General features: G+C 62.4%; 24 protein-coding genes. 5 read left to right on the top strand and 19 right to left on the bottom strand.

The annotated features are described in order from the left end of the window. From fliG to G7026_RS05430, 4 genes are all read right to left on the bottom strand, one after another. Positions 1-1017 carry a flagellar motor switch protein FliG gene (fliG, locus tag G7026_RS05445; RefSeq protein ID WP_181069733.1) on the bottom strand — a complete coding sequence of 339 codons (1017 nt, stop codon included), beginning with the start codon at positions 1015-1017 and terminating at the stop codon, positions 1-3. Further along, positions 1010-2797: a flagellar basal-body MS-ring/collar protein FliF gene (gene fliF, locus G7026_RS05440; RefSeq protein WP_181069732.1), complete on the bottom strand. Its 1788-nt coding sequence runs from the start codon at positions 2795-2797 to the stop codon at positions 1010-1012. Before fliF ends, fliG begins: the two co-directional genes overlap by 8 nt. A gap of 14 nt (positions 2798-2811) precedes the next feature. Beyond that, positions 2812-3144, bottom strand: coding sequence for a flagellar hook-basal body complex protein FliE (gene fliE / locus G7026_RS05435; protein WP_181069731.1), 333 nt, complete (start codon positions 3142-3144; stop codon positions 2812-2814). Between the two features lie 134 nt (positions 3145-3278). Continuing rightward, entirely contained in the window at positions 3279-3923 is a 645-nt protein-coding gene (locus G7026_RS05430; RefSeq protein ID WP_258190169.1) for a hypothetical protein, read from the bottom strand. A gap of 107 nt (positions 3924-4030) precedes the next feature. On the opposite strand from G7026_RS05430, the gene G7026_RS05425 reads away from it, so the two are divergent. After that, entirely contained in the window at positions 4031-5224 is a 1194-nt protein-coding gene (locus G7026_RS05425; RefSeq protein WP_181069730.1) for a benzoate/H(+) symporter BenE family transporter, read from the top strand. Between the two features lies 1 nt (position 5225). Here G7026_RS05425 and G7026_RS05420 read toward each other — a convergent pair whose 3' ends face one another. Continuing rightward, positions 5226-5987: an SDR family oxidoreductase gene (locus tag G7026_RS05420; protein ID WP_181069729.1), complete on the bottom strand. Its 762-nt coding sequence runs from the start codon at positions 5985-5987 to the stop codon at positions 5226-5228. Between the two features lie 208 nt (positions 5988-6195). Between G7026_RS05420 and G7026_RS05415 the strand changes: the two genes are divergently transcribed. Continuing rightward, complete coding sequence (locus tag G7026_RS05415; RefSeq protein WP_181069728.1) at positions 6196-7197, top strand: NADP-dependent oxidoreductase; 1002 nt, start codon at positions 6196-6198, stop codon at positions 7195-7197. A gap of 27 nt (positions 7198-7224) precedes the next feature. Here G7026_RS05415 and pyrF read toward each other — a convergent pair whose 3' ends face one another. Continuing rightward, positions 7225-7920: an orotidine-5'-phosphate decarboxylase gene (gene pyrF / locus G7026_RS05410; RefSeq protein WP_181069727.1), complete on the bottom strand. Its 696-nt coding sequence runs from the start codon at positions 7918-7920 to the stop codon at positions 7225-7227. Positions 7921-8084: 164 nt separating this feature from the next. Between pyrF and G7026_RS05405 the strand changes: the two genes are divergently transcribed. Beyond that, the gene (locus tag G7026_RS05405; RefSeq protein WP_181069726.1) at positions 8085-8252 is read left to right on the top strand and encodes a DUF2897 family protein; all 168 of its coding nucleotides are present in this window, start codon (positions 8085-8087) and stop codon (positions 8250-8252) included. Positions 8253-8450: 198 nt separating this feature from the next. Here the strand turns inward: G7026_RS05405 and G7026_RS05400 are convergent, their stop codons facing one another. The 7 genes from G7026_RS05400 to G7026_RS05370 form a co-directional block, all read right to left on the bottom strand. Then, positions 8451-9020 (bottom strand): hypothetical protein, encoded by a 570-nt coding sequence (locus G7026_RS05400; RefSeq protein ID WP_181069725.1) that lies wholly within the window; start codon positions 9018-9020, stop codon positions 8451-8453. Positions 9021-9067: 47 nt separating this feature from the next. Continuing rightward, positions 9068-10498: an aminotransferase-like domain-containing protein gene (locus G7026_RS05395; RefSeq protein ID WP_181069724.1), complete on the bottom strand. Its 1431-nt coding sequence runs from the start codon at positions 10496-10498 to the stop codon at positions 9068-9070. A 109-nt stretch (positions 10499-10607) separates the two neighbouring features. After that, positions 10608-11411, bottom strand: a complete 804-nt coding sequence (locus G7026_RS05390) for an OmpA family protein (protein WP_181069723.1) — start codon at positions 11409-11411, stop codon at positions 10608-10610. Beyond that, a complete protein-coding gene (locus G7026_RS05385) occupies positions 11408-11761 on the bottom strand; it encodes a DUF4398 domain-containing protein (RefSeq protein ID WP_308811758.1) in 354 nt (117 codons plus the stop codon). The genes G7026_RS05390 and G7026_RS05385 overlap by 4 nt, the downstream gene beginning before the upstream one ends. Positions 11762-11771: 10 nt before the next feature. Next, positions 11772-12593: a substrate-binding periplasmic protein gene (locus tag G7026_RS05380; RefSeq protein ID WP_181069722.1), complete on the bottom strand. Its 822-nt coding sequence runs from the start codon at positions 12591-12593 to the stop codon at positions 11772-11774. Positions 12594-12706: 113 nt separating this feature from the next. Further along, on the bottom strand, positions 12707-13636 hold the full coding sequence (locus tag G7026_RS05375) for an electron transfer flavoprotein subunit alpha/FixB family protein (RefSeq protein ID WP_181069721.1): 930 nt from the start codon (positions 13634-13636) through the stop codon (positions 12707-12709). Continuing rightward, positions 13637-14386, bottom strand: a complete 750-nt coding sequence (locus G7026_RS05370) for an electron transfer flavoprotein subunit beta/FixA family protein (RefSeq protein ID WP_181069720.1) — start codon at positions 14384-14386, stop codon at positions 13637-13639. A gap of 317 nt (positions 14387-14703) precedes the next feature. Here G7026_RS05370 and G7026_RS05365 point away from each other — a divergent pair, with 317 nt between their 5' ends. Next, complete coding sequence (locus G7026_RS05365) at positions 14704-16356, top strand: electron transfer flavoprotein-ubiquinone oxidoreductase (protein ID WP_181069719.1); 1653 nt, start codon at positions 14704-14706, stop codon at positions 16354-16356. A gap of 56 nt (positions 16357-16412) precedes the next feature. Here the strand turns inward: G7026_RS05365 and G7026_RS05360 are convergent, their stop codons facing one another. The 3 genes from G7026_RS05360 to G7026_RS05350 all read right to left on the bottom strand — a co-directional run bounded on the left by G7026_RS05360 (position 16413) and on the right by G7026_RS05350 (position 18313). Beyond that, a complete protein-coding gene (locus tag G7026_RS05360) occupies positions 16413-16979 on the bottom strand; it encodes a DUF1285 domain-containing protein (protein WP_181069718.1) in 567 nt (188 codons plus the stop codon). A gap of 10 nt (positions 16980-16989) precedes the next feature. Then, positions 16990-17595, bottom strand: a complete 606-nt coding sequence (locus G7026_RS05355; RefSeq protein ID WP_375138184.1) for a DUF4823 domain-containing protein — start codon at positions 17593-17595, stop codon at positions 16990-16992. Between the two features lie 97 nt (positions 17596-17692). Further along, positions 17693-18313 (bottom strand): TetR/AcrR family transcriptional regulator, encoded by a 621-nt coding sequence (locus G7026_RS05350; RefSeq protein WP_181069716.1) that lies wholly within the window; start codon positions 18311-18313, stop codon positions 17693-17695. A gap of 79 nt (positions 18314-18392) precedes the next feature. Between G7026_RS05350 and G7026_RS05345 the strand changes: the two genes are divergently transcribed. Then, complete coding sequence (locus G7026_RS05345; RefSeq protein WP_181069715.1) at positions 18393-19526, top strand: aminotransferase class V-fold PLP-dependent enzyme; 1134 nt, start codon at positions 18393-18395, stop codon at positions 19524-19526. Between the two features lie 207 nt (positions 19527-19733). On the opposite strand, the gene G7026_RS05340 is transcribed toward G7026_RS05345, so the two are convergent. From G7026_RS05340 to G7026_RS05330, 3 genes are all read right to left on the bottom strand, one after another. Then, the gene (locus G7026_RS05340; protein ID WP_181069714.1) at positions 19734-21134 is read right to left on the bottom strand and encodes an amino acid permease; all 1401 of its coding nucleotides are present in this window, start codon (positions 21132-21134) and stop codon (positions 19734-19736) included. A gap of 129 nt (positions 21135-21263) precedes the next feature. Beyond that, positions 21264-22064: a TatD family hydrolase gene (locus G7026_RS05335; protein WP_181069713.1), complete on the bottom strand. Its 801-nt coding sequence runs from the start codon at positions 22062-22064 to the stop codon at positions 21264-21266. 55 nt (positions 22065-22119) lie between these two features. Next, the gene (locus G7026_RS05330) at positions 22120-22476 is read right to left on the bottom strand and encodes a PilZ domain-containing protein (RefSeq protein ID WP_178077661.1); all 357 of its coding nucleotides are present in this window, start codon (positions 22474-22476) and stop codon (positions 22120-22122) included. Positions 22477-22491: the final 15 nt, after the last annotated feature.

Below are 22491 nucleotides of genomic sequence, written 5' to 3'. Positions count from 1 at the left end.
TTAGATCATTTCTTCGCCGCCTTTGCCACCGAGAACGATTTCTCCGGCTTCGGCCATGCGGCGGGCAATGGTAAGGATTTCCTTCTGCGCCGTCTCCACGTCGCTGACACGTACCGGTCCCTTGGCGTCCAGGTCGTCGCGCAGCAGTTCGGCGGCGCGCTTGGACATGTTCTTGAAGACCTTTTCCTTGATCGCTTCGTCCGAACCCTTGAGCGCCAGCACCAGCACTTCGGAGGAGACTTCGCGCAGCAGCGCCTGGATGCCCCGGTCGTCGACGTCGGCGAGGTTGTCGAAGACGAACATCAGGTCTTCGATCTGGCTGGAGAGGTCCTCGTCCACCTCGCGGATGGCGTCCATCAGCGCGCCTTCGACGGAGCTGTCGAGGTAGTTCATGATGTCGGCCGCCCGCTTCACGCCGCCCAGGCTGGCGCGGGTGGTATTGGAGCTGCCGGAGAACTGCTTCTCCAGGATCAGGTTGAGTTCCTTGAGCGCAGCCGGCTGCACGGTGTTGAGCGAAGACACACGCAAGACGATATCCAGACGCACCTTATGGTCGAAGTGCGACAGCACCTCGCCGGCCTGGTCCGGGTCCAGATAGGCCACCACGATGGCCTGAATCTGCGGGTGTTCGTAGCGGATCACATCGGCAACGGCGCGCGGCTCCATCCACTTGAGGCTGTCCAGGCCGCTGGTGTTGCCGCCCAGCAGGATGCGATCGATCAGGCCGCCCGCCTTGTCCTCGCCCAGCGCCTGGGTGAGCATCTTGCGGATATAGCCGTCGGAACCGATGCCGAGGCTGGTCTGGTCGCCGACGATCTCGACGAACTCGCTCATCACCTTCTCGACCTGCTCGCGCTGGATGTTGCGCATCTGCGCCATGGCGGTGCCAACGCGCTGGACCTCTTTGGGCCCCAGGTGACGCAACACCTGGGCGGCGTCGGTTTCGCCGAGCGAAAGCAGCAGAATGGCGGCCTTGTCGACTTTGTTCAGCTTGGCAGGGACTCGATTATCACTCATCGCTGTTGATCCACTCTCTTACCACCTGGGCCACACGACCCGGATCTTCGGCTACCAAGCCTTTGATTGCGTTCAGCTGGGCATCATACCCCTCGGTCGGACTCGGCAGCAGGATGCTTTGCGGACCGCTGAGGCTTACCCGATCACTGGCAAGGTCGCCGTCCAGGCCACCGGCCATGTCTCCCAATTCCAGATCGCCGCCCGCGCTGGCCAGGTCCTTGTTCTTGCCGGCATTGGTCAGGTTGTTGAGCACAGGGCGCAACACGCCGAACACCAGCACCAGGATGAACAGTACGCCGAGCACCTGCTTGACCACGTCCCAGAACCACGGCTGCGAATAGAACGGAATGTCCACGAACTGCTCGACGTTGTCGGCCATGAACGGCGTGTTGATTACGCTGACGCTGTCGCCACGGCTGGCATCGAAACCGACCGAGTCCTGCACCAGGCGGGTGAAGCGCGCCAGATCATCGGCGCTCCAGGGCGTACGGACGACTTCACCGTTCGGGCCCACGCGCACCTGATCGTCCACCACCACCGCCACCGACAACCGGCGCAGGCGGCCCTGCTGCTGCTTGGTATAGCTGATCGAACGGTCCAGCTCGTAGTTACGGGTAGCCTGCTCGCGCTTGTCGGCCGGGAACGGCGCCAGCATCGGCTGGCCGGTGGCCGGATCCATGATCTGCTGGCCGTTGGCGTCGAGCAGTGGCTGGCCGGGAGCGATCGCGCCGGCAGCGGCCTGCCCTGCACCGGCCTGCTCGGGAGCGGTCGCGGCGCCGGGCGGCTGATTGCTCAACGCGCCGGGTACGCCTTGCGGCGGCAGGCTGCTCTGGCGCTGTTCATTGACGCTCTGCTCGCTGCGCAGCGCCGGCTGATCCGGGTTAAAGGTCTCGGAGGTCGACTCCACAGCGCTGAAGTCCACGTCGGCCGACACCTCGGCCTTGTAGCGACCGCTGCCAAGCACCGGTTGCAGGATGTTGTGCACGCGCTGGGTGAACAGGGTTTCCATGCGTCGGCTGTAGTCGAACTGCTTGCCAGCCATGGTCAACTCGGACAGCTCCTGCTGGTCGGAGAGCAGGTTGCCCTTCTGGTCGACCACGGTGATTTCCGACTTGCCCAGCTGCGGCACGCTGGTGGCGACCAGGTTGACGATCGCCATCACCTGGCTCGGCTCCAGGCCACGCCCTTGATAGAGTTCGACCAATACCGAGGCGCTCGGCTTGCGCTCGTCGCGCACGAATACCGAACTCTTCGGAATGGCCAGGTGAACACGGGCAGCCCTGACATTGTTCAGGCTGGAGATCGTCCGCGCCAGTTCGCCTTCCAGGCCGCGCCGGTAATTGGTTGCTTCCATGAACTGGCTGGTACCCAGACCCTGTTCCTTGTCGAGGATCTCGAAGCCGATATTGGTATCGGCCGGCGCCAGGCCCGCCCCGGCGAGCTTCAGCCGCGCACGGCCGAGGTCGCTCGCCTTGACCAGCAGCGCGCCGGAATTGGGTTCGACGGTGTAGGAAATGTTCGCTTCGCCCAAGGCCTGCAGCACCTGATTGGTGTCCATGCCCGCCAGGCTGCCGAGCAGCGGACGGTAGTCGGGCTGCTGCGACCAGAGCACCACGGCGAAGCCGATCGCCACACTCGAGGCGAGACCGACCAGCAGGCCGATCTGGCGCAGCATCGACATTTCGGAGAGGTTTTCCAGAACCGACAGGCCGAACAGCGGCTTTTTCGGCTCGCCCGATGCGGCAGGGACAGGAACGGAGGTGGACAACGCTTCAGCCATGATTCAACCCTGCCTCAAACCGGCATCTGCATGATGTCTTGATAAGCCTGGACCAGCTTGTTGCGCACTTGGGTCATGGCCTGGAAGGAAACGCTGGCTTTCTGCGAGGCGATCATTACCTCGGTCAGGTCGACGCCGCCCTGCCCCATTTCGAAAGCCGAAGAAATCTGGCTGGAAATCTGTTGTGTCTCGTGGACCTTGTTGACGGCCTGGCCGAGCATGTCGGAAAAGCTCGGTGCACCCGCGACTTCCTGCGGGGCGGCAGCCGATTTGGCACGGGCCATTGCGTCCATTTGCATGGAGCGCATTTCCAGCATCAAGCGATTGAATTCGACACCCTGGCTCATCTTTCCTCCAACAGCCGCGAAAATTTTGACGCGTACGCAGCAAGCAAGAGGGATATAGCAACAAGGGTGCCAGTTTTTCGAAATCCGCTATCCAACTGATTCCGTTCGGAAAAACGTAGCGCCGGCGCAGGTGCTCAAGGAGAGCGAGGGCGTAGCGTCAGAACTTCCGAACAGCCGCGCAGGAAAACCCGCATCATCGCCAGCTGCGCGCTGATCAGCAGTAACGCTGCCAATGGCATCAACACCTGGGAAGCGAAGGCTGCGCCACCGATCAGATACAGCCAGCCCATCATGCGAAAGCAGTGCCAGTCGCTGCGCATAAGCAGCAGGCGCCCGCCTAGCCAGACCAGCAGAAGCCCGACAGCCAGCAACAGGCCCAGGTAAAGCCGCATAGGCCAAAGCCCTGCGGCCACGTAAGTCGAGGCCCAATATTCGGCCGGCTCGAGCAAAAGATTGACGCCCACCAGCAACCATACCGGCCAACCGAGGCCTCGAGCAGCGAAGCGCGCCTCGGCAAAACGCTTGAAGCTGATCAGCAGATAGCAACCCAGCAGATCGAGCACCAGGCCGAACCAGGTTTCATACCAGAGCGGCAGCGCCACGCCGCTGAAGGATTCGCCCAGCACCAGAGCGATGAGCAGCAAGGTGCCGAGCACGAGCAGCAAACAGAACATGGCCAACAGCCGCAACTGTCCGGCCGTCCAACCCGCGAGCCGTTCCGCCGGCGCGCTGTCCAACAGCTCGGCTTCGGGCACGCGGTATGGATCCTCTGGCTGCATCGCCCCCTCCACTGTTATTGCCATCGCGTGGCCGGCTGTACGGCGACGTAGCCTGGCCGCTCCGGCTAGTCTATGCGCACCTGCACAAGGACCGAGACCCTATAACAATGACCCAGGCAACCTCCCATCCGTTGCGCCTGCTCGCAGACAGTTCCCCTTCGAGCATCGTCGCCGGCTTCGTGGCGATGCTCACCGGCTATACCAGCTCCATCGTATTGATGTTCCAGGCAGGCCAGGCGGCAGGCCTCAGCGAGGGACAGATCGCGTCCTGGATCTGGGCGCTGTCGATCGGCATGGCGATCTGCAGCATCGGCCTTTCGCTGCGCTATCGCACACCGGTGGTGGTCGCCTGGTCGACACCCGGCGCAGCGTTGCTGATCACCAGTCTGCCGGGGGTTCCCTATGGCGAGGCCATCGGTGCATTCATCATGGCCTCGGCGCTGATCGCTCTGTGCGGGCTGACCGGCAGCTTCGAGCGGCTGATGCGCCATCTGCCCGGCTCGCTGGCTGCCGCGCTGCTGGCCGGTATCCTGTTCCGCATCGGCATCGAGATGTTCAGCGCCATCGAATTCCAGCCCTTGCTGGTGCTATCGATGTTCTTCGGCTACCTGCTGGCCAAGCGGCTGGCGCCGCGTTATGCGGTGCTCTGCGCCCTTCTGGTGGGCTGCGTGCTGGCCGCGCTGCTCGGGCTGCTCGATTTCGAGCGGCTGAGCCTGGAACTCGCCGTTCCGGTCTGGACAACGCCGGCATTTTCCTTCGCGGCGATGATCAGCATCGGCATTCCGCTGTTCGTCGTGGCGATGGCCTCGCAGAACACGCCCGGCCTTGCGGTGTTGCGTGCCGAGGGTTACCAGGTGCCGGCCTCGCCGCTGATTTCCACTACGGGTATCGCATCGGTTCTGCTGGCGCCGTTCGGCTCCCATGGCATTCACCTGGCGGCCATCACCATGGCGATCTGCGCAGGCTCGCAGGCGCATCCCGATCCCGCCAAGCGCTACACCGCGGCAGTCTGGTGTGGTCTGTTCTATGGCGTGGCGGCGCTGTTCGGGGCGACCCTGGCGGCACTGTTCGCGGCCTTCCCTGCGGCACTGGTGCTGTCGATTGCCGCCCTGGCCCTGCTCGGCTCCATCGCCAGCGGCCTGACCCAGGCCATGCAACAGCCGAACGAGCGCGAAGCCGCGCTGATCACCTTCATGGTGACGGCATCGGGGCTAACGCTGCTGGGAGTCGGATCGGCGTTGTGGGGGCTGATCGCCGGGATCCTGACGCTTTTGATCCTCAACGCCCGCCACCGCGCCTGAATCAGATGGCAGTGGCGCCGCCGTCGACCGCCAGCGCCTGACCGGTGGTGAACGCGGCGCCGTCGCTGCAGAGGTAAAGTACGGCCCCAGCGACTTCCTCGACCTTGCCGATGCGCCCGACCGGGTGCATCGCGGCGGCGAACTCGGCCTTGCGCGGGTCGGCCTCATAGGCGCGGCGGAACATATCGGTGTCGATCACCGCCGGGCACACCGCGTTTACGCGAATCCGCTTCTTGGCGTATTCGATCGCGGCCGACTTGGTCAGCCCGATCACCGCATGCTTGGATGCGGCATAGATGCTCATCTTCGGAGCCGCGCCCAGCCCCGCCACCGAGGCGGTGTTGACGATCGCACCTCCGCCCTGCGCCAGCATGACTGGCAGCTGGTGCTTCATGCATAGCCAGACACCCTTGACGTTGACGCCCATGATCGCGTCGAACTCCGCCTCGCTACCCTCGGCCAGGCGGCCCTTCTCGATCTCGATGCCCGCGTTATTGAACGCGTAATCGAGCCGGCCGTAGCTCGCCAGGGTCTGCTCGATCATCGTCTTGACGTCTGCCTCGCGGGTGACATCGCAACGCACGAACGTTGCCTGGCCGCCCGCGCCGCGGATGGCTTCGACGCAGGCTTCGCCGCCGTTGACATCGAGATCGGCGACCACTACCTGCAGCCCCTGCTGGGCGAACGCCTGGGCAGTCGCCCGCCCGATACCCGCCGCGCCACCGGTCACCAGGGCGACCTTTCCGGAAAACGTCATGCTCATCGAAACATCCTCTGCCAGATGGGTTCCGCAGCCGTTGTGACTACAGTTCTTGTTCTGGTCACGGTTATACCGGTTTTCATGCTGCGGCCTTAAGTGCGCCGACAGGACTATCACCCACCTGGATGCCGCTGCATTCCAACGTGCCGAACGTCCTTGCCCACGTGTACCAGCGGGACTACATCTGAGCTTTCGACAGATCGAGGCTGCCATGACACAGACCAATCGCCAGTTCCTGCTCGCCCAGCGCCCGGTTGGCGCACCCACTCGCGAGACTTTCAGCTTTGCCGAGACGCCGCTCGGCGAGCCCGGGCCAAACCAGATTCTGGTGAAGGTCGAATACCTGTCGCTGGACCCGGCGATGCGTGGCTGGATGAACGATGCCAAGTCCTATATCGCCCCGGTCGGTCTGGGCGAGGTGATGCGTGCGCTCGGCGTCGGCAAGGTCATCGCCTCCAACCACTCGGGCTTTGCCGAAGGGGATTACGTCAACGGAGCGCTGGGCATTCAGGACTATTACCTGGGTGAACCCAAGGGCTTCTACAAGGTAGACCCTGCTCAGGCACCGCTGCCGCGCTATTTGTCAGCGCTGGGCATGACCGGCATGACCGCCTACTTTGCGTTGCTCGCCGTCGGCCAACCCCAGGCTGGTGAGACCGTGGTGCTGTCCGGCGCCGCCGGCGCAGTGGGCAGCGTGGCCGGGCAGATCGCCAGGATCAAAGGCTGTCGCGTCGTAGGCATTGCCGGTGGCGCAGACAAGTGCCGCTTCCTCATCGAGAAGCTCGGCTTCGACGGCGCCATCGACTACAAGAACGAGGACCTCCACGCAGCCCTCAAACGCGAGTGCCCCAAGGGGGTGGACGTGTATTTCGACAACGTCGGCGGAGACATCCTCGACGCCGTGCTTACTCGCATCAACGTCAAGGCACGGGTGGTGCTCTGCGGCGCCATCAGCCAGTACAACAACAAGGAAGCGGTCAAGGGTCCGTCCAATTACCTCTCGCTGTTAGTCAACCGCGCCCGGATGGAGGGCATGGTGGTCACCGACTTCATGTCGCGCTACCCCGAGGCGATGCGCGACATGGCCGGCTGGCTCGCCAGCGGCGAACTCAAGAGCAAAGAAGACATCGTCGAAGGACTGGAAACCTTTCCCGAAACCCTGATGAAGCTCTTCACCGGCGGCAACTTCGGCAAGCTCATACTCAAGGTCTGAGCAGGCGAGCACCATTCGACCGCGACGTCAGCCCAGCTCAGTCAGCACCTGCGCCAGCGCACCCGCAGGGTCGGCGGCCTGGCTGATCGGACGGCCGATCACCAGGAAGTCGGAGCCTGCCGCCATGGCCTGGCCGGGTGTGAGGATGCGGCGCTGATCGTCGGCTGCGCTGCCGGCCGGACGAATGCCCGGAGTCACCAGCTGCAGACCCGGCGACTGGTCCTTCAGGGCGGAGGCTTCCTGGGCCGAACACACCAGGCCGTCGAGCCCGGCACGCTCGGCCAGCGCGGCCAGACGCAGCACCTGCTGGCGGGGGTCGATGTCGAGACCCAGGTCGGCAAGGTCGGCCTGCTCCATGCTGGTCAGGACGGTCACACCGATCAACAGCGGGCGAGCACCCGCGAGCTGCTCCAGCACCTCGCGGCAGGCCTGCATCATCCGCAGACCGCCGGAACAATGCACGTTGACCATCCACACGCCCAACTCCGCCGCCGCCTTGACGGCCATCGCCGTGGTATTGGGGATGTCGTGGAATTTCAGATCCAGAAACACCTCGAAATCCTTGGCCTGGAGGTCTTCTACGATTGACGGGCCGCAACGGGTAAAAAGCTCCTTGCCAACCTTGACGCGGCACGACGACGGGTCCAGCCGGCCAGCCAGTGCCAGCGCGGCATCGCGGGTCGGAAAGTCGAGCGCGACGATGATGGGGGTCTGGCAGGACATGGCGGCTCCTCGGCTAAAATTTCGGCGCGCATTGTCGCAGAAATCAACCTGCGCGACGAAACCGAACCGCGCCTGTCCAACAAGAGTAGATGCTGCGCCACCGCGCAGCCGTTATCGTTAGCGGACCCGGCCTGTTGAAGGCTGCCCAGCGAAAGGAGAATTTCATGCCCTGGTACGTATGGTTGCTGATCGCGATTGTGCTCGGCTCGATCGTGGCCAGCCTGATGATGCTGCTCAAGACGGCGCGCAAGATTCCGCTGACCGAAGAACAGAAAGAGCGCATTGCCAAACGCAATGCCCAGGCTGATGCCGAAGACGCCAAATACCGCTGACCCCTCCGGCGCATCCCTGGTTGCAGAAATAGATGGACGGCGCATCCGAGCAATCGGCGTCGCGCCGCTCGCACCCAGCCGTCAATACGATTCGCACCTGCTATCCGTCCAGGGTGCCCGCCTCGTACAAAAGGAACAGACGGGGCCGTTCACGAGTCTGGTGCCGCCCCCGACGGACTCGACAGACATGACCCAGACTCAGCGCTTGAGCTCGAACTGAATCTCGGCGCCGTCAAATTTGTCGTTGTCCTCATAGGTGCTGCCAGACAGCAGCCGCCCGCTCATCTGAAGCTGTGGGCGAGGCTCGGTGAACAGCGGCGGCAGGACGCGGTTACCATCGGCGACTTCTTCCTCGGCGAAGACGAACTCGTCCACCCAATCGTCAGGCAAGCTGAGGTCCAACCGCGACGCGGCGAGCTCAACGTCCTTCACCGCCTGCTTCGCTGACTTGGCGGTGGCAACCGGCGGGGTCGGTTTATCCGGATCCGGCAAGCGAATCGCCACAGCCGGTGGCGTGTCGGCCTGGGGGTCGGGTAAGGATGGCGATTCGATCTCGATCGCTGGGGGCATCGAGGTTGGAGCCGTTTCGCCTGCCGGATCGGCGGGCGCTGTCGGCGCCGGTTGAGCCTCTGGCTCTGACTCAACCGGTTCCAAGGCCGGCGGCTGCGATGCCGCCTCGGATACGGCCTCCCGGGACATCGGCTCATCGGCGTTGTCACAGGCGACAAGCATCGGCACCAGCAGCAGAAAAAAAATCCAGCGCTTCATGTCAGCCTCTCCAAACACCCACCCTCGGTTAGACCATGAAATCTCGGCTATTGCGCCTGTTGGCACAACTGGCCGGCCAGCGCCCCGAGGGTTCGCACCGCTTGCTCCGCGTCACGCCCCCTGGGAAATGCACAGTTGAGTCTCACGCAGTGATTGAACTGCTCGGTGTTACTGAAAATCAGCCCCGGCGCGATACTCACACCCTGCAGGAGCGCCTTGGCATGCAACTCCTTGGTGTTGACCTTGACCGGCAGGCTAACCCAGAGAATGAACCCCCCGATCGGCCGGGTCATTTGTGTCCCTTCGGGAAAATAGCGCTGTACGGCCAACTGGAACGCGCTGAGGTTCTTGCGATACTCCTGGCGGATATAGCGCAAATGTCGGTCGTAGCCGCCATTTTCCAGATAGGCGGCAACCCCCATCTGAGTCACGCTGCAGGCTGAGTGAGTACTGAAGGTCTGCATGCGCTGGATTTCTTCCTGATGTTTGCCAGCGATCATCCAGCCGATGCGCACGCCCGGCGAAAGGGTCTTGGAAAAGCTCGAGCAATAGATCACCCGGTCGTGCCGGTCATTGGCTTTGAGAGCCTTTGACAGCCCCTGTTCGAACATCAGCTCGCCGTAGATATCGTCCTCAATGATCTGGATGTCGAAGGTCTCGGCCAGCGTCAGGAGCTGCCGCTGGCGCATCTCGGGGATGCATCCGCCCAAGGGGTTGCTCAGTCGCGCAGTCAGCACCAGCGCCTTGATTGGCCACTGACTGGCCGCCAGCTGCAATGCCTCAAGACTGATTCCGGTTGCCGGATCACTGGGAATCTCGATGACCTTCAGGCCCAACAGATCGGCCAGCTGCAGGAGCCCATAGTACGTAGGCGACTCGGCGGCGATCAGGTCGCCTGGCTTGGTCAGGACCCGCAGCGCCATCTGCAGAGCGTCCACACAGCCATGGGTGATGACGATGTCCGAAGGGCTGACCACGACGCCCGCATCGCGCATGCGAATCGCAACCTGGCGCCGCAACGGCTCGTATCCGGGGCTGAACATGTAGGCGAAGACTTCGGCGCTCTGGAACCGGGTGACCTTGGCCAGCTGCTGGTGCAGTGCCCGCACAGGCAGATAATCGACATGGGGTACCGCCGCACCGAGCGGGATGACACCCTCGCGCCGGGCCTCACGTAGCACCTGATGGATGATGCTGCTGCGCGTTACCAGCGTCGGCTTCTCGACCCGTGCGATATCCGGGGTCGGCGCGGTCAGCGCAGGCGTCTGATGAACATAGAATCCCGATTGCGGGCGGGCGCGGATCAGCCCCTGATCCTCTAGATTCGCATAGGCCTGAAGCACGGTGGCGTGGCTGACATTGAGCTGGACGCTCATCTTGCGCACCGAAGGCACTCGCTCGCCGGGGCGATAGACGCCGCGACGAATGTCTTCGGCAAGCTGGTGCGCGATACGCTGATAAAGCAACAGATTGGTCATTCCGTCGGCCTCCGCTAACTGAACCATAACAGTAGCTCAGCGGAGCGGTATTTCACCATAACAGTTGTGAGCAGAGTGCGCGAAACAGTCGCGCCAAAGCCTTCGCCTGTTACCGGGGAGGCGCTATCCGCCCCTGGTCGTCGGAAAACAGAATCTCGACGCGTCGATTTTGCGCTCGCCCCTGCGCCGAGGCGTTTTCAGCGATCGGATAACGTTCGCCGTATGCCACGACCTCGATCCGGCGAGCCTCGATACCCAGGTCGACCAGCAGATCGCCAACCGCCTGCGCACGTGCTTTCGATAGCGCCAGGTTCTGTTCGGCACTGCCGAGACTGTCGCTGTAGCCCTCGATCCTGACGTTGCGTCGCTGGTTGATCTGGAGAAACTGCGCCAGCTTGAGCAGCGTACGGTTGGCCGACGGGCTCAGGGTCGCGCTGGCCGTCTCGAACAGCACGTCGCCGAGCGTCATCACCAGCCCGCGATCGGTCTCGCTGGCCGCGAGGCTCATCATCTGGTCTTCGACCCACCGGTTCTCCTGCTGCGAACTGAGCATCCTGCCCTCACGCAAGGCAAGGCGCAGCCGGTCGCGCTCACGCTCGAGCAGAGCGATACGCTGCTGCGCTTTTTCCAGTTCGCTGTGCTGGGTGGCGATATCGCTGTAGCGCTGGCTGAGATAGGCATAATGCGCGACGTCCTCGCCGCTGCCCAGGTAGCTGGAAAAACGCTCGGCACGCGCCAGGGTCTCACCGGCGCGAACCACATCCTTGGGCGCGCTGCGCAGCACATCCGGATCCGTCTTGACCCGTGTGTACGCCGCCAACGCGTCATCCAGCGCCGGGCCTTGCGACTGACTGGCGCAGCCGCCGATCGAGAGGCCGATGAACACCAGCCAACCGCATCCGAAGCGCTTCATTGCAGGGCTCCCAATTGCTGGCGCAACCGGCCGATACGCGCGGTCAACTCAGCCAGTTGCTCCTCGCTGCGTCGGTTTAGAGCACGGGTCTCGGCCAGGCGAGCGTCCAGCTCGGCCTGCTCGGCCAGCAGCCGCGCCGCCCGGTTATCGCCGCGCGCCGTGGCGGCTTGAGCCCGGGCGAGCTTTGCCTCGGCCAGCGGTAGCTCGGCCAGCGTTTCGTCGGCACCGACAGCGCGCGCCTGCGCCACGGCTTGTTCGGAGAGGCGAAGTTGCTCGGTGGGAGCCGGGTCGGTAGCACAGCCGGCGATCAACAGCGCCGACAGCAAAAGGCAGGGGGAGAAAGCGTTCACGACAGATTTCCTAATCTTGACCTGCGCTGGCAGGTGCCAGCTGTTGGCTTTTCCAGAGATCGACGTTTTTCATCAGCAGTGCGCGGGGCACGCCAGCAGCGCGCAACTGCGTCATGTGCAGCGCCAATTTCCCGCGCAGCCAGGCGTCATTACAAGCCGAATCGTGGGACACTGCCAGATGCAGACCCTGGCTCAGCACCGGCGGGTCGAGGGGCAGCAAATCATCGAGCAGCCCCAGCGTGTCGGCCTGTGCCATGGCCGAATAGCGCTCATGCAGCACGTAGTCGCTCTCGCCCACCAGGAGGTTCTGCAAGGCCTGCGTCAGATTAGGCGTCGACTGCAAGCGCAGGCTGTCCCTGGCGAACGCGTCGAACTGGCTACCGAAGCGCGAGCTCGACACATAAGCACCGGCTCGCCCGATGAGGTCCTCACGGCTGCCATAGAACCAGACATGATCCCGACGCACCCAGGGCAGCGTTTCCAGCTCGGCGACGGCCGGGTGGACGAAGTCCAGCTCCTCGAGCCGCTCGATACTGAGCGGCGCCCCGGCGAAAATATCGACCCTGCCGCTGCGAACTTCGTCGAGCGCCTTGTCCGCATCGCCGGTGTAGAGAATTTCCAGTTTCAGGTCGATCGCGTCAGTGATCTGCCTGAGCAGGTCTGCACTGGCACCGATCAGCCGCTCCGGATGTTGTGGGTCACGCCAGAGGAACGGCGGGTTGTCGGCAGCGCCGGTGGCAATCACCCGATCGCACTTGCCCGCCGCGCTCGCAAGCCCCGTCACGCTGAGCATGATGAGGAGCAACGCCGGCTTTAGCCTGGGAAACCCCATGAATACCTCTTGGCCTGTAGGACGATGCGGCGAATCTTACCATTGGCGGCACGATCGCTCGCCCATGAAAAAACCCGCTCCTGGAAGCGGGTTTTTCGTAACGCGCCGGTCGATCAGACCAGGCGTTCAAGCTCCGGCACGATTTCGAACAGATCGCCGACCAGGCCGTAGTCGGCTACCTGGAAGATCGGTGCTTCTTCGTCCTTGTTGATCGCGACGATCACCTTGGAATCCTTCATGCCCGCCAGATGCTGGATGGCACCGGAGATGCCGACCGCGATGTACAGCTGCGGCGCGACGATCTTGCCGGTCTGGCCGACCTGCATGTCGTTCGGCACGAAGCCGGCGTCGACGGCAGCGCGCGAGGCGCCGACGGCAGCGCCGAGCTTGTCGGCCAGCGAGTACAGGTACTTGAAGTTGTCGCCGTTCTGCATGCCGCGACCGCCGGAAACCACGATCTTGGCGCCAGCCAGTTCGGGCCGATCGGACTTGGCCAGCTCTTCACCGACGAAGGCCGACTTGCCGGCATCGCCTGGACCGGCGATCTGCTCGATGGCAGCCGAGCCGCCTTCGGCATTCACCGCGTCGAAACCGGTTGTGCGCACGGTGATGACCTTGACCGGAGCGCTGGACTGCACGGTGGCGATGGCGTTGCCGGCGTAAATCGGACGCTTGAAGGTGTCCGGACTCTCGACCGCGACGATCTCGGAAATCTGGTCGACGTCCAGCTGGGCGGCGACGCGGGGCAGGAAGTTCTTGCCGTTGGTGGTGGCGGCCGCCAGAACATGGCTGTACTGCTTGGCCAGATCGGAGATCAGCGGCGCGACGTTTTCCGGCAGCTGATTAGCATAGGCCGCATCGTCGGCGACCAGCACCTTCGACACGCCTTCGATCTTGGCAGCTGCTTCGCCGATGGCAGCGCAACCGGCGCCGGCTACCAGCACATGGATGTCACCGCCAATGGCCTTGGCTGCCGCGACAGTGTTCAGGGTCGCAGCCGCCAGGACCGCATTGTTGTGTTCAGCGATAACCAGGATAGTCATTTAGATTACCTTCGCCTCGTTCTTCAGTTTCTCGACCAGTTCGGCTACCGACTTGACCTTGATGCCTGCGCTGCGGGCGGCAGGCGCTTCGACCTTGAGGGTCTTGAGGGTGGAGCTGGTGGCAACGCCGAGCGCATCGGGCGTCAGCACTTCCAGCGGCTTCTTCTTGGCCTTCATGATGTTGGGCAGCGAAGCGTAGCGCGGCTCGTTCAGACGCAGGTCGGTGGTGACGATCGCCGGCAGGTTCAGTGCAACGGTCTGCAGACCACCATCGATCTCGCGGGTCACGCTGACCTTGTCGCCCGACACTTCAACCTTCGAAGCGAAGGTGCCCTGGGCGTAACCAGTCAAGGCGCCGAGCATCTGTCCGGTCTGATTGTTGTCGCTGTCGATGGCCTGCTTGCCGAGAATGATCAGCTGCGGCTGTTCCTTGTCGACGACGGCCTTGAGCAGCTTGGCCACAGCCAGGGAGTTCAGCTCGTCAGCAGACTCGACCAGTACGGCACGGTCAGCGCCCAGCGCCAGCGCGGTGCGCAGCTGCTCCTGGGCAGCGGTCGGGCCAATGGAGACGACAACGATTTCGCTGGCCACGCCCTTCTCTTTCAGGCGCACGGCTTCTTCCACGGCGATTTCGCAGAAGGGGTTCATCGACATCTTGACGTTGGCGAGGTCGACGCCGGAGTTGTCCGCCTTGACGCGGACTTTGACGTTGTAATCGACCACTCGTTTGACAGCTACAAGAACCTTCATGGATTCCTCGTTACTCTCCGGTGAATTGAATTCCGCCGAGGCGAACCGGGCCCTGCATGGCACCCCAAACTGTGGCCAGCACCGTCTGCGCGCGCAAAACCGCTCGTATCTTGACGGGTGCCTATAGAGGGGTCAACAACGCAAATACCCCGTCATAAACCACAGATCCTCGATTCTATCAGGCTTCCAGCAAATTCAAACAAACGTTTGTATTGGACCTGCCTTGGGGTGTAGATATAATCTGCCGCTCGGCCAGCGAAGGGACCAGCCTGGCCCTCCATCTTATAAAATATCAAGCCTTGAGTAGGAGATAGCTAATGGAACGCGAATACATGGAATTCGACGTTGTCATCGTCGGTGCCGGCCCCGCGGGCCTATCGGCTGCCTGCCGGCTGAAGCAGAAAGCCGCCGACGCTGGCCAAGAGATCAGTGTCTGCGTCGTCGAAAAAGGTTCTGAGGTTGGCGCGCATATTCTCTCCGGTGCCGTGTTCGAGCCCCGCGCGCTGAACGAGCTGTTTCCCGACTGGAAAGCCCTTGGCGCGCCGCTGAACACCCCGGTCAAGCGCGACGATATCTACCTGCTCAACAATGCCGAAAAAGCCACGAAAGTACCTAACTTCTTCGTGCCGAAGCCGATGCACAACGAGGGCAACTACATCATTTCCCTCGGCAACCTGTGCCGTTGGCTGGCGCAGCAGGCCGAGAACCTGGGGGTCGAGATCTACCCGGGTTTTGCCGCCCAGGAAGCCCTGATCGACGAAGAAGGCATCGTCCGGGGCATCATCACCGGTGACCTTGGCGTCGACCGCGAGGGCAATCCGAAAGAAGGCGTTTACACGCCAGGGATGGAGCTGCGCGGCAAGTACACCCTGTTCGCCGAAGGTTGCCGCGGCCACATCGGCAAGCAGCTGATCAAGCGCTTCCAGCTCAGCGCCAATGTTGATCCGCAGCACTACGGCATCGGCATCAAGGAGCTTTGGGAAATCGATCCAGCCAAGCATGAACAGGGCTTGGTCGTTCATACCTCCGGCTGGCCGCTGAACAAGGAAAATCCGGGTGGCTCCTTCCTGTATCACCTGGAGAACAACCAGATCGTGGTCGGACTGATCGTCGACCTCGCCTACAGCAACCCGCACCTTTCGCCGTTCGACGAGTTCCAGCGCTACAAGCATCACCCGGTCATCAAACAGTACCTCGAGGGTGGCAAGCGCATCTCCTACGGCGCGCGAGCGCTGGTCAAGGGCGGCTTCAACTCCCTGCCGAAGATGGTATTTCCGGGCGGCGCGCTCATCGGCTGCGACCTCGGCACGCTCAACGCCGCCAAGATCAAGGGCAGCCACACCGCCATGAAATCCGGCATGCTGGCCGCCGAAGCCATTGCCGCCGCCCTGGCCGAAGGCCGGGAAGCCGACGAACTGACCAATTACGTCGAAGGGTTCAAGGCGAGCTGGCTGCATGAAGAACTCTACCAGAGCCGCAACTTCGGTCCGGCGATGCACAAATTCGGCCCGATCATGGGTCCGGCGTTCAGCTTCGTCGAATACAACCTGCTGGGCGGAAAGCTCCCCTTCACGCTGCGTGACACCCGCATGGATCACACCTGCCTGAAGAAGGCCTCGGAGGCGGAGAAGATCAGCTATCCCAAGCCGGACGGCAAACTCAGCTTCGACAAGCTCAGCTCGGTGTTCCTGTCCAACACCAACCATGAGGAAGATCAGCCGGTACACCTGAAGCTGACCGACCCGAGCATCCCGATCGACAAGAACCTGCCACTCTATGACGAACCGGCACAGCGCTATTGCCCAGCCGGCGTCTACGAGGTGGTGGCCAACGACGACGGCAGCAAGCGCTTCCAGATCAATGCGCAGAACTGTGTGCACTGCAAGACCTGCGACATCAAGGACCCTGCGCAGAACATCACCTGGGTAGCGCCCGAAGGTACCGGCGGGCCGAACTATCCCAACATGTAAGACAGAAAAGGCTCCCTCGGGAGCCTTTTTCACAACTGTGCGAAGTTCTTCAGTGGTTAGCCTTGCGGCCCTATCGGGAAAAACTCGCCGTGACTCCAAACGCCCAGCCAGGGCTGGCCGTCGATATCCCGAGGCACCGCCAGCTCCACCAATTGGTAGAACACGTTTCGGCTGATCAACGCCTCGAGGTTGGCCCTGACGTGGACATAGGGCGCCGGCTCCTGCGTCTTGGGATCGACCAGGACCCGCAACGGATGCTCGGTACCAGCCTCTGTCTCGTCTTCGACATTGGTGATGAAGCGCAGCACCTGCCCTTCCCCCTCGCCCAGGACGTCCAGGCGCACTGCCACGAAGGGTGCATCCTCGACCTGGATACCGACCTTCTCCACCGGCGTCACCAGAAAATAGTCGTCGCCGTCGCGCCTGATCACGGTGGAGAACAGGCGTACCATCGCCGGCCTGCCAATAGGCGTACCCAGGTAGTACCAGGTGCCATCGCGGGCGATCCGCATATCCAGATCGCCACAGAACGGCGGATTCCAGAGGTGAACCGGAGGCAGTCCTTTCTTCTCGCTTTTCGGAATCTGGCCAAGCAAATCGTTGGCCTTGCCTGAAACGGGCATCGCGCTTTCCTCAACGTCCAAGGCCAAGCAGGCGCCGGGCATAGTCGCGTAGCGGCGGGCCCAGGTACTGATCCGGCTTGGCGTCATAAAGGGTCAGGATGCCGCCACGGGTGCGAATGCGCGCATTGTCCACCTGATAGCGGGTCCCGGTTTCGATCAGCATCAGCTGGATGACGCTGGTATCCACGCCCAGCCGATCGATCACACGCTGATCATCCCATTCCTCATAGGTGCCGATGCGGTCGTCCGCAGCGGCGAATCGCGTGTACAACAGGTAATGGGCACCATTGGCGGCCGCCTGGTTCAATGCCTCTTCGAGACCGGCAGGTTCCGGCGCCCGCCGGACCATGGGGAAATACTCGACGAACCCCTTGAACGCCTCTTCGGCCACCACGTTCGGCCGCGGATAGAATTGGCCCGGCGGTACGAAGTGGCCCTGGGCAATATAGATGAGGGAGTCCGGCTGAATGCGCCAGGTGGCCGAGCGCTGAGTATCGCTGTGGTCGAGAATGCCAGCGTCACGCAGGTGGTAGCGCGTGCCCTCGGCCATGTCGCTGACGTTCATGCAGCCGCTCAACAGCACCAGCGCCAATAGCGCGCTCAGATACTTCATCATCGTCTCCAGGCCGGTGACGGAAAACCGGCAATTCCCGAGGCAATGCAGCATCCAGGCCATCATCGGCACAAGCAACGCACCTGCGAGGCCGTGAGGATCAATCGCGCTTGCGCTTGTTGCCCATGCGTACGCCGATATCCATGAGGAACTGGAAGAACCCCTCCTGATCCTCGAGCACGCTGCTCCAGAAGGGAGAGTGATACAGCGCCACGGCACCGTGCACCAGCGCCCAAGCCGCGCAGTAATGGAAATAAGGCGGCACGTCCTCGAGCTTGCCCTCGGCGATGCGTCCTTTGATCAGCTGGGTCAGATGTTCGAAGTTGGACGCGCGGATCTTGTGCAGGTTTTCGACCATGTCCGGCACCTGATTGCCCTTCACCAGCTTTTCTTCGAGGCGGTCGAACAGGCGGTAGCGCTGTGGATCGCGCATGCGGAACTCGAAATAGGCGCGCGAAAGCGCTTCCTTGTCACGGTCGACGTCCGGAGAGTGGAGCAGTTCGTTCAGGTCGCGCTCGTAGTCAAGCATCAGCCGCAGGTAGATCTCGGCCTTGGACTTGAAGTGCTTGTAGATCGTGCCTTTGCCGATGCCCACCGTGTCGGCGATCATCTCCACGGTGACGCTGTCTTCTCCTTGTTCGAGAAAAAGCTGCAACGCGGTATCGAGGATTTCCTGTTCGCGCCGCCGAAACTCGCGGACTTTTCGAGGTTCATTCTGCATAGGTGAGAAGACTGCGGGGTGGAAAATCGAAGCGGGATATTATGCCTATCTAGCCCAGAAATGCACGGAACATCAGCCTATGAATACCTTCGACGAGCAATTCCCGCACCCCGCCGGCCTGCGTTACCTCAACCATGCTGCGGTCGCGCCCTGGCCCAAGCGGGCAAGCGATGCGGTAATGGCTTTCGCCAAGGAGAACCACACCATCGGCGCGCGCGACTACCCCAAGTGGCTTGATGTGGAATTACGCTTGCGTGAACGTCTGGCCCGCCTCCTGAACGCGCCGAGCAGAGCCGACATCGCCTTGGTCAAGAATACCTCTGAGGCACTTTCGTTCGTGGCCTTCGGGCTGGATTGGCGTTCCGGCGACCAGATCGTCATCAGCGACGAAGAGTTCCCATCCAATCGCGTCGTATGGGAGGCGCTTGCTCCGCAAGGCGTGGAGGTGATCCAGGTCAGCCTCAAAGGGCAAGACCCGGAAGCCGACCTGCTCGCTGCCTGCGGACCCAGGACACGGCTGATGGCCATCAGCGCCGTGCAGTACGCCAGCGGCCTGCGTCTGGATCTCGAACGCCTTGGCCTCGCCTGCGAGCAACTAGGCGTACTGTTGTGCATCGATGCCATTCAGCAGCTGGGCGCCTTGCCCCTGGATGTGCAGGCCGCGCGCTGCGCGTTCGCGATGGCTGATGGACATAAGTGGATGTTGGGGCCGGAAGGCCTGGGCGTCTTCTATTGCCGCAGCGATCTGCGCAGCCAGTTGAAGCTCCACGAATACGGCTGGCACATGCTCGAGGATGCCGGCAACTACGACCGCAACGACTGGCAGCCCGCACGCAGCGCCAGGCGCTTCGAATGCGGCAGCCCCAACATGCTCGGCTGCATGGCGCTCGAGGCCAGCCTGTCACTGCTCGAAGAGGTAGGCATGGATCAGGTGGCCAAGCTAGTGCTCGAGCGTATCGAGTGGCTGCGCAGCGGCCTCGACGTAATTGACGGTGTCGAGTTGCTCAGCCCGCACGCGCAATCGAGGCGCTCGGGCATCCTGACCTTCAGGGTCGAGCAGTTGGATAGCAACGAGCTGTTCGCTCAGCTCAAGGCCGAGCAGGTGGTATGCGCACAACGTGGCGGCGGCGTCAGGCTGTCGCCGCACTTCTATACTCCGGCATCGGTAATCGAGGAGACCCTGGCCATCGTTCACCGACTGGCCAACGGCTAGCGATCAACGTCGGGAAAGCTATTCCAAATTTGTTTAAAAATTAGCCAGCGATCACCCTGCAAAGCCGTCCATTCGCGCCAATACTTCATCAACTGGCAACGCAATCCCCCGATGCGAAGCCAGCTGAAGTCGCTAGGAATGCGTCTTCGACTCCTAATGGTCTTGACCCGGATCCCTTTGGCTTCCGGGTTTTTTTTGGGTCCCGGTTCAGCTGGCCGCCGTGCTTGAGCGGATCGCCTTGCGGCGCAGGCAAAAGCAGAACCAGAGAAAGAGAATCCACAGGGGTATCGCGTAGACCGACAGGCGAATGCCCGGAATCAGCAGCATGATGCCGGCGATCAGCACTACGAAGGCCAGGCACAGGTAGTTGGTGAAGGGGAACCAGAACGCCTTGAACCCAGGCTCCAGGCCCTGCTGTTGCATGCTGCGACGAAAGCGCAGATGCGTCAGGCTGATCATCGCCCAGTTGATCACCAGCGAGGCCACCACCAGCGACATCAACAATTCCAAGGCTCCCTGCGGCAACAGGTAGTTGACCAGCACGCAGAGGAAGGTGACCAGTGCCGAAACCCCTAGCGCCAGGACCGGCACGCCCCGGCGATTGATCTTCATCAGCGCTCTCGGCGCATCGCCCTGCTCGGCCAGCCCGTAAAGCATGCGGCTGTTGCAGTACACGCCGCTGTTGTAGACCGACAGCGCCGCCGTCAGCACGACGAAATTGAGCACGTGCGCGGCGGTGTCGCTACCGATCAGAGAGAAGATCTGCACGAAGGGGCTGCTGCTGTAAGGGTCGCCAGCCGCACCAAGAGTCTGCAACAGGCTGTCCCAGGGATACAGTGCGAGCAGCACGCTCAAGGCCCCGATGTAGAAAATCAGGATCCGGTAGACCACCTGATTGATGGCTCTGGGAATGACTTCCCGCGGGTTCTCCGCCTCGGCGGCAGTGATGCCAACGAGCTCAAGCCCGCCAAACGAGAACATGATGAACGCCAGCGCCATCACCATCCCGCTGATGCCATTGGGAAAGAATCCTCCATGGCTCCACAGGTTACTGACGCTGGCCTGCTCGCCCCCTGCCCCACCGAACAGCAGAAACAGACCGAGCAGGATCATCCCGACGATCGCGGCAACCTTGATGATGGCGAACCAGAATTCGGCCTCGCCGAAAGCCTTGACCGTGCTCAGGTTGATCAGATTGATAAGTATGAAAAAGGCCGCCGCGGTCACCCAGGTCGGGATCTCGGGCCACCAATACTGGACATACTTGCCGACCGCAGTCAGCTCGGCCATGCCCACCAGCACGTACAACACCCAGTAATTCCAGCCCGACAGGAAGCCTGCATAGCGGCCCCAGTAGCGATGGGCGAAATGACTGAACGAGCCGGCCACCGGCTCCTCGACGATCATCTCGCCGAGCTGGCGCATGATCAGGAAGGCGATGAACCCGCCGATGGCGTATCCCAGAATCATCGACGGCCCGGCACTCCTGAGCACTCCGGCCGAGCCTAGGAACAGGCCCGTGCCGATGGCGCCGCCCAAGGCGATCAACTGGATGTGCCGGTTTTTCAATCCACGCTTGAGCGGACCGGTGTGCAAACTATCGTTCATCGATCAACCTTCGATACGGAACATGACGCAAGCCCGCCGCGCTGCCGCGAAGGGTCTGGAACTCATGGAGAAACGGGGCTACGGGTCAGGAGGCGCGCATTGTACATGGCGGGCACGACGCCCGAGACGTCATGGCGTCGCGGATGCCTTGCGAACCCGCGCCAGGGGGAACAGCCGCTGGAAATTGGCCGTGGTCTGCGCAGCCAGCTCATCGAAGCCGACGCCTCGCAGCTGGGCGAGAAACTCCGCCACGTCGCGCACGTATTCCGGCAGGTTCGGCTTACCACGGTGCGGTATCGGCGCCAGATAGGGCGAGTCGGTTTCCACCAGCAGTCGGTCGGCCGGAACTTGGCGCGCCACTTCACGCAGGGCTTCGGCATTGCGGAACGTGACGATGCCCGACAACGAGATGTAGTAGCCCATGTCCAGCGCAGACCGAGCCATCTCCCAATCCTCGGTGAAGCAGTGCAGCACGCCAGCCTGGGGTAGATCGGCCTCGCGCAGCAGTGCCAGAGTGTCCAGGCGAGCCGCGCGGGTGTGGATGACCACCGGTTTGCCGGTAATCCGGGCAGCCTCGAGATGCAGTCGAAAGGATTGCTGCTGCAGCTGCGCCGCCTCCGGCTCATAGTGATAATCCAGCCCGGTCTCGCCAATGGCGACCACCCGCGGGTGCGCGAGCTCCCCCACCAACCAGCCCAGCGCCGGCTCGGCACCGGGCTCCAGGTCAAGCGGATGAACCCCGACCGAACAGTCCACATCATCATGGCTATCGGCGAGCGCCTTGACCGCCGCAGCGTTGTCGGCGCTCACGCCGATACACAGGAAATGCCCCACCCCACGCTGGCGAGCCGCCTGCAGCGCAGCATCGAGGGAGCCATCGTGAGCGGTGAGGTCGAGTCGATCGAGGTGGCAATGCGAGTCTACGAGCATCGAAAGTGCGGGAATCTCAGAGAGGATGTAAATGGCGGCTGCGTTTGCATGAGATCTACATCGTATGGGTCGGACGATCGGACTTCAGCGCACCGGCCAGGTAGGTCTCGATCTTGTTGCGAGCGGTATTGTCGCCCTCGTTGAACTGGACGCCTACCCCGGCGGCGCGGTTCCCCTGGGCCCCCTTGGGGGTGATCCAGACGACCTTGCCTGCGACCGGGATCTTTTCCGGCTCGTCCATCAGGTTGAGCAGCATGAACACTTCGTCGCCGAGCTTGTAGCTCTTGTTGGTGGGTATGAACAGCCCGCCATGCTTGATGAAGGGCATATAGGCCGCATACAGCACGGATTTATCCTTGATGGTCAAGGACATGATCCCGTTACGCGGCCCCAGATTCGGTGGCAAATTCATTCGATGTACCTAGCG

Origin of the sequence: Stutzerimonas azotifigens, from assembly GCF_013522725.1 — a bacterium.
Classification (GTDB): domain Bacteria; phylum Pseudomonadota; class Gammaproteobacteria; order Pseudomonadales; family Pseudomonadaceae; genus Stutzerimonas; species Stutzerimonas azotifigens_A.
Note: the sequence above shows the minus strand (reverse complement) of the source record. Positions and strands in the feature narration are given on the sequence as shown.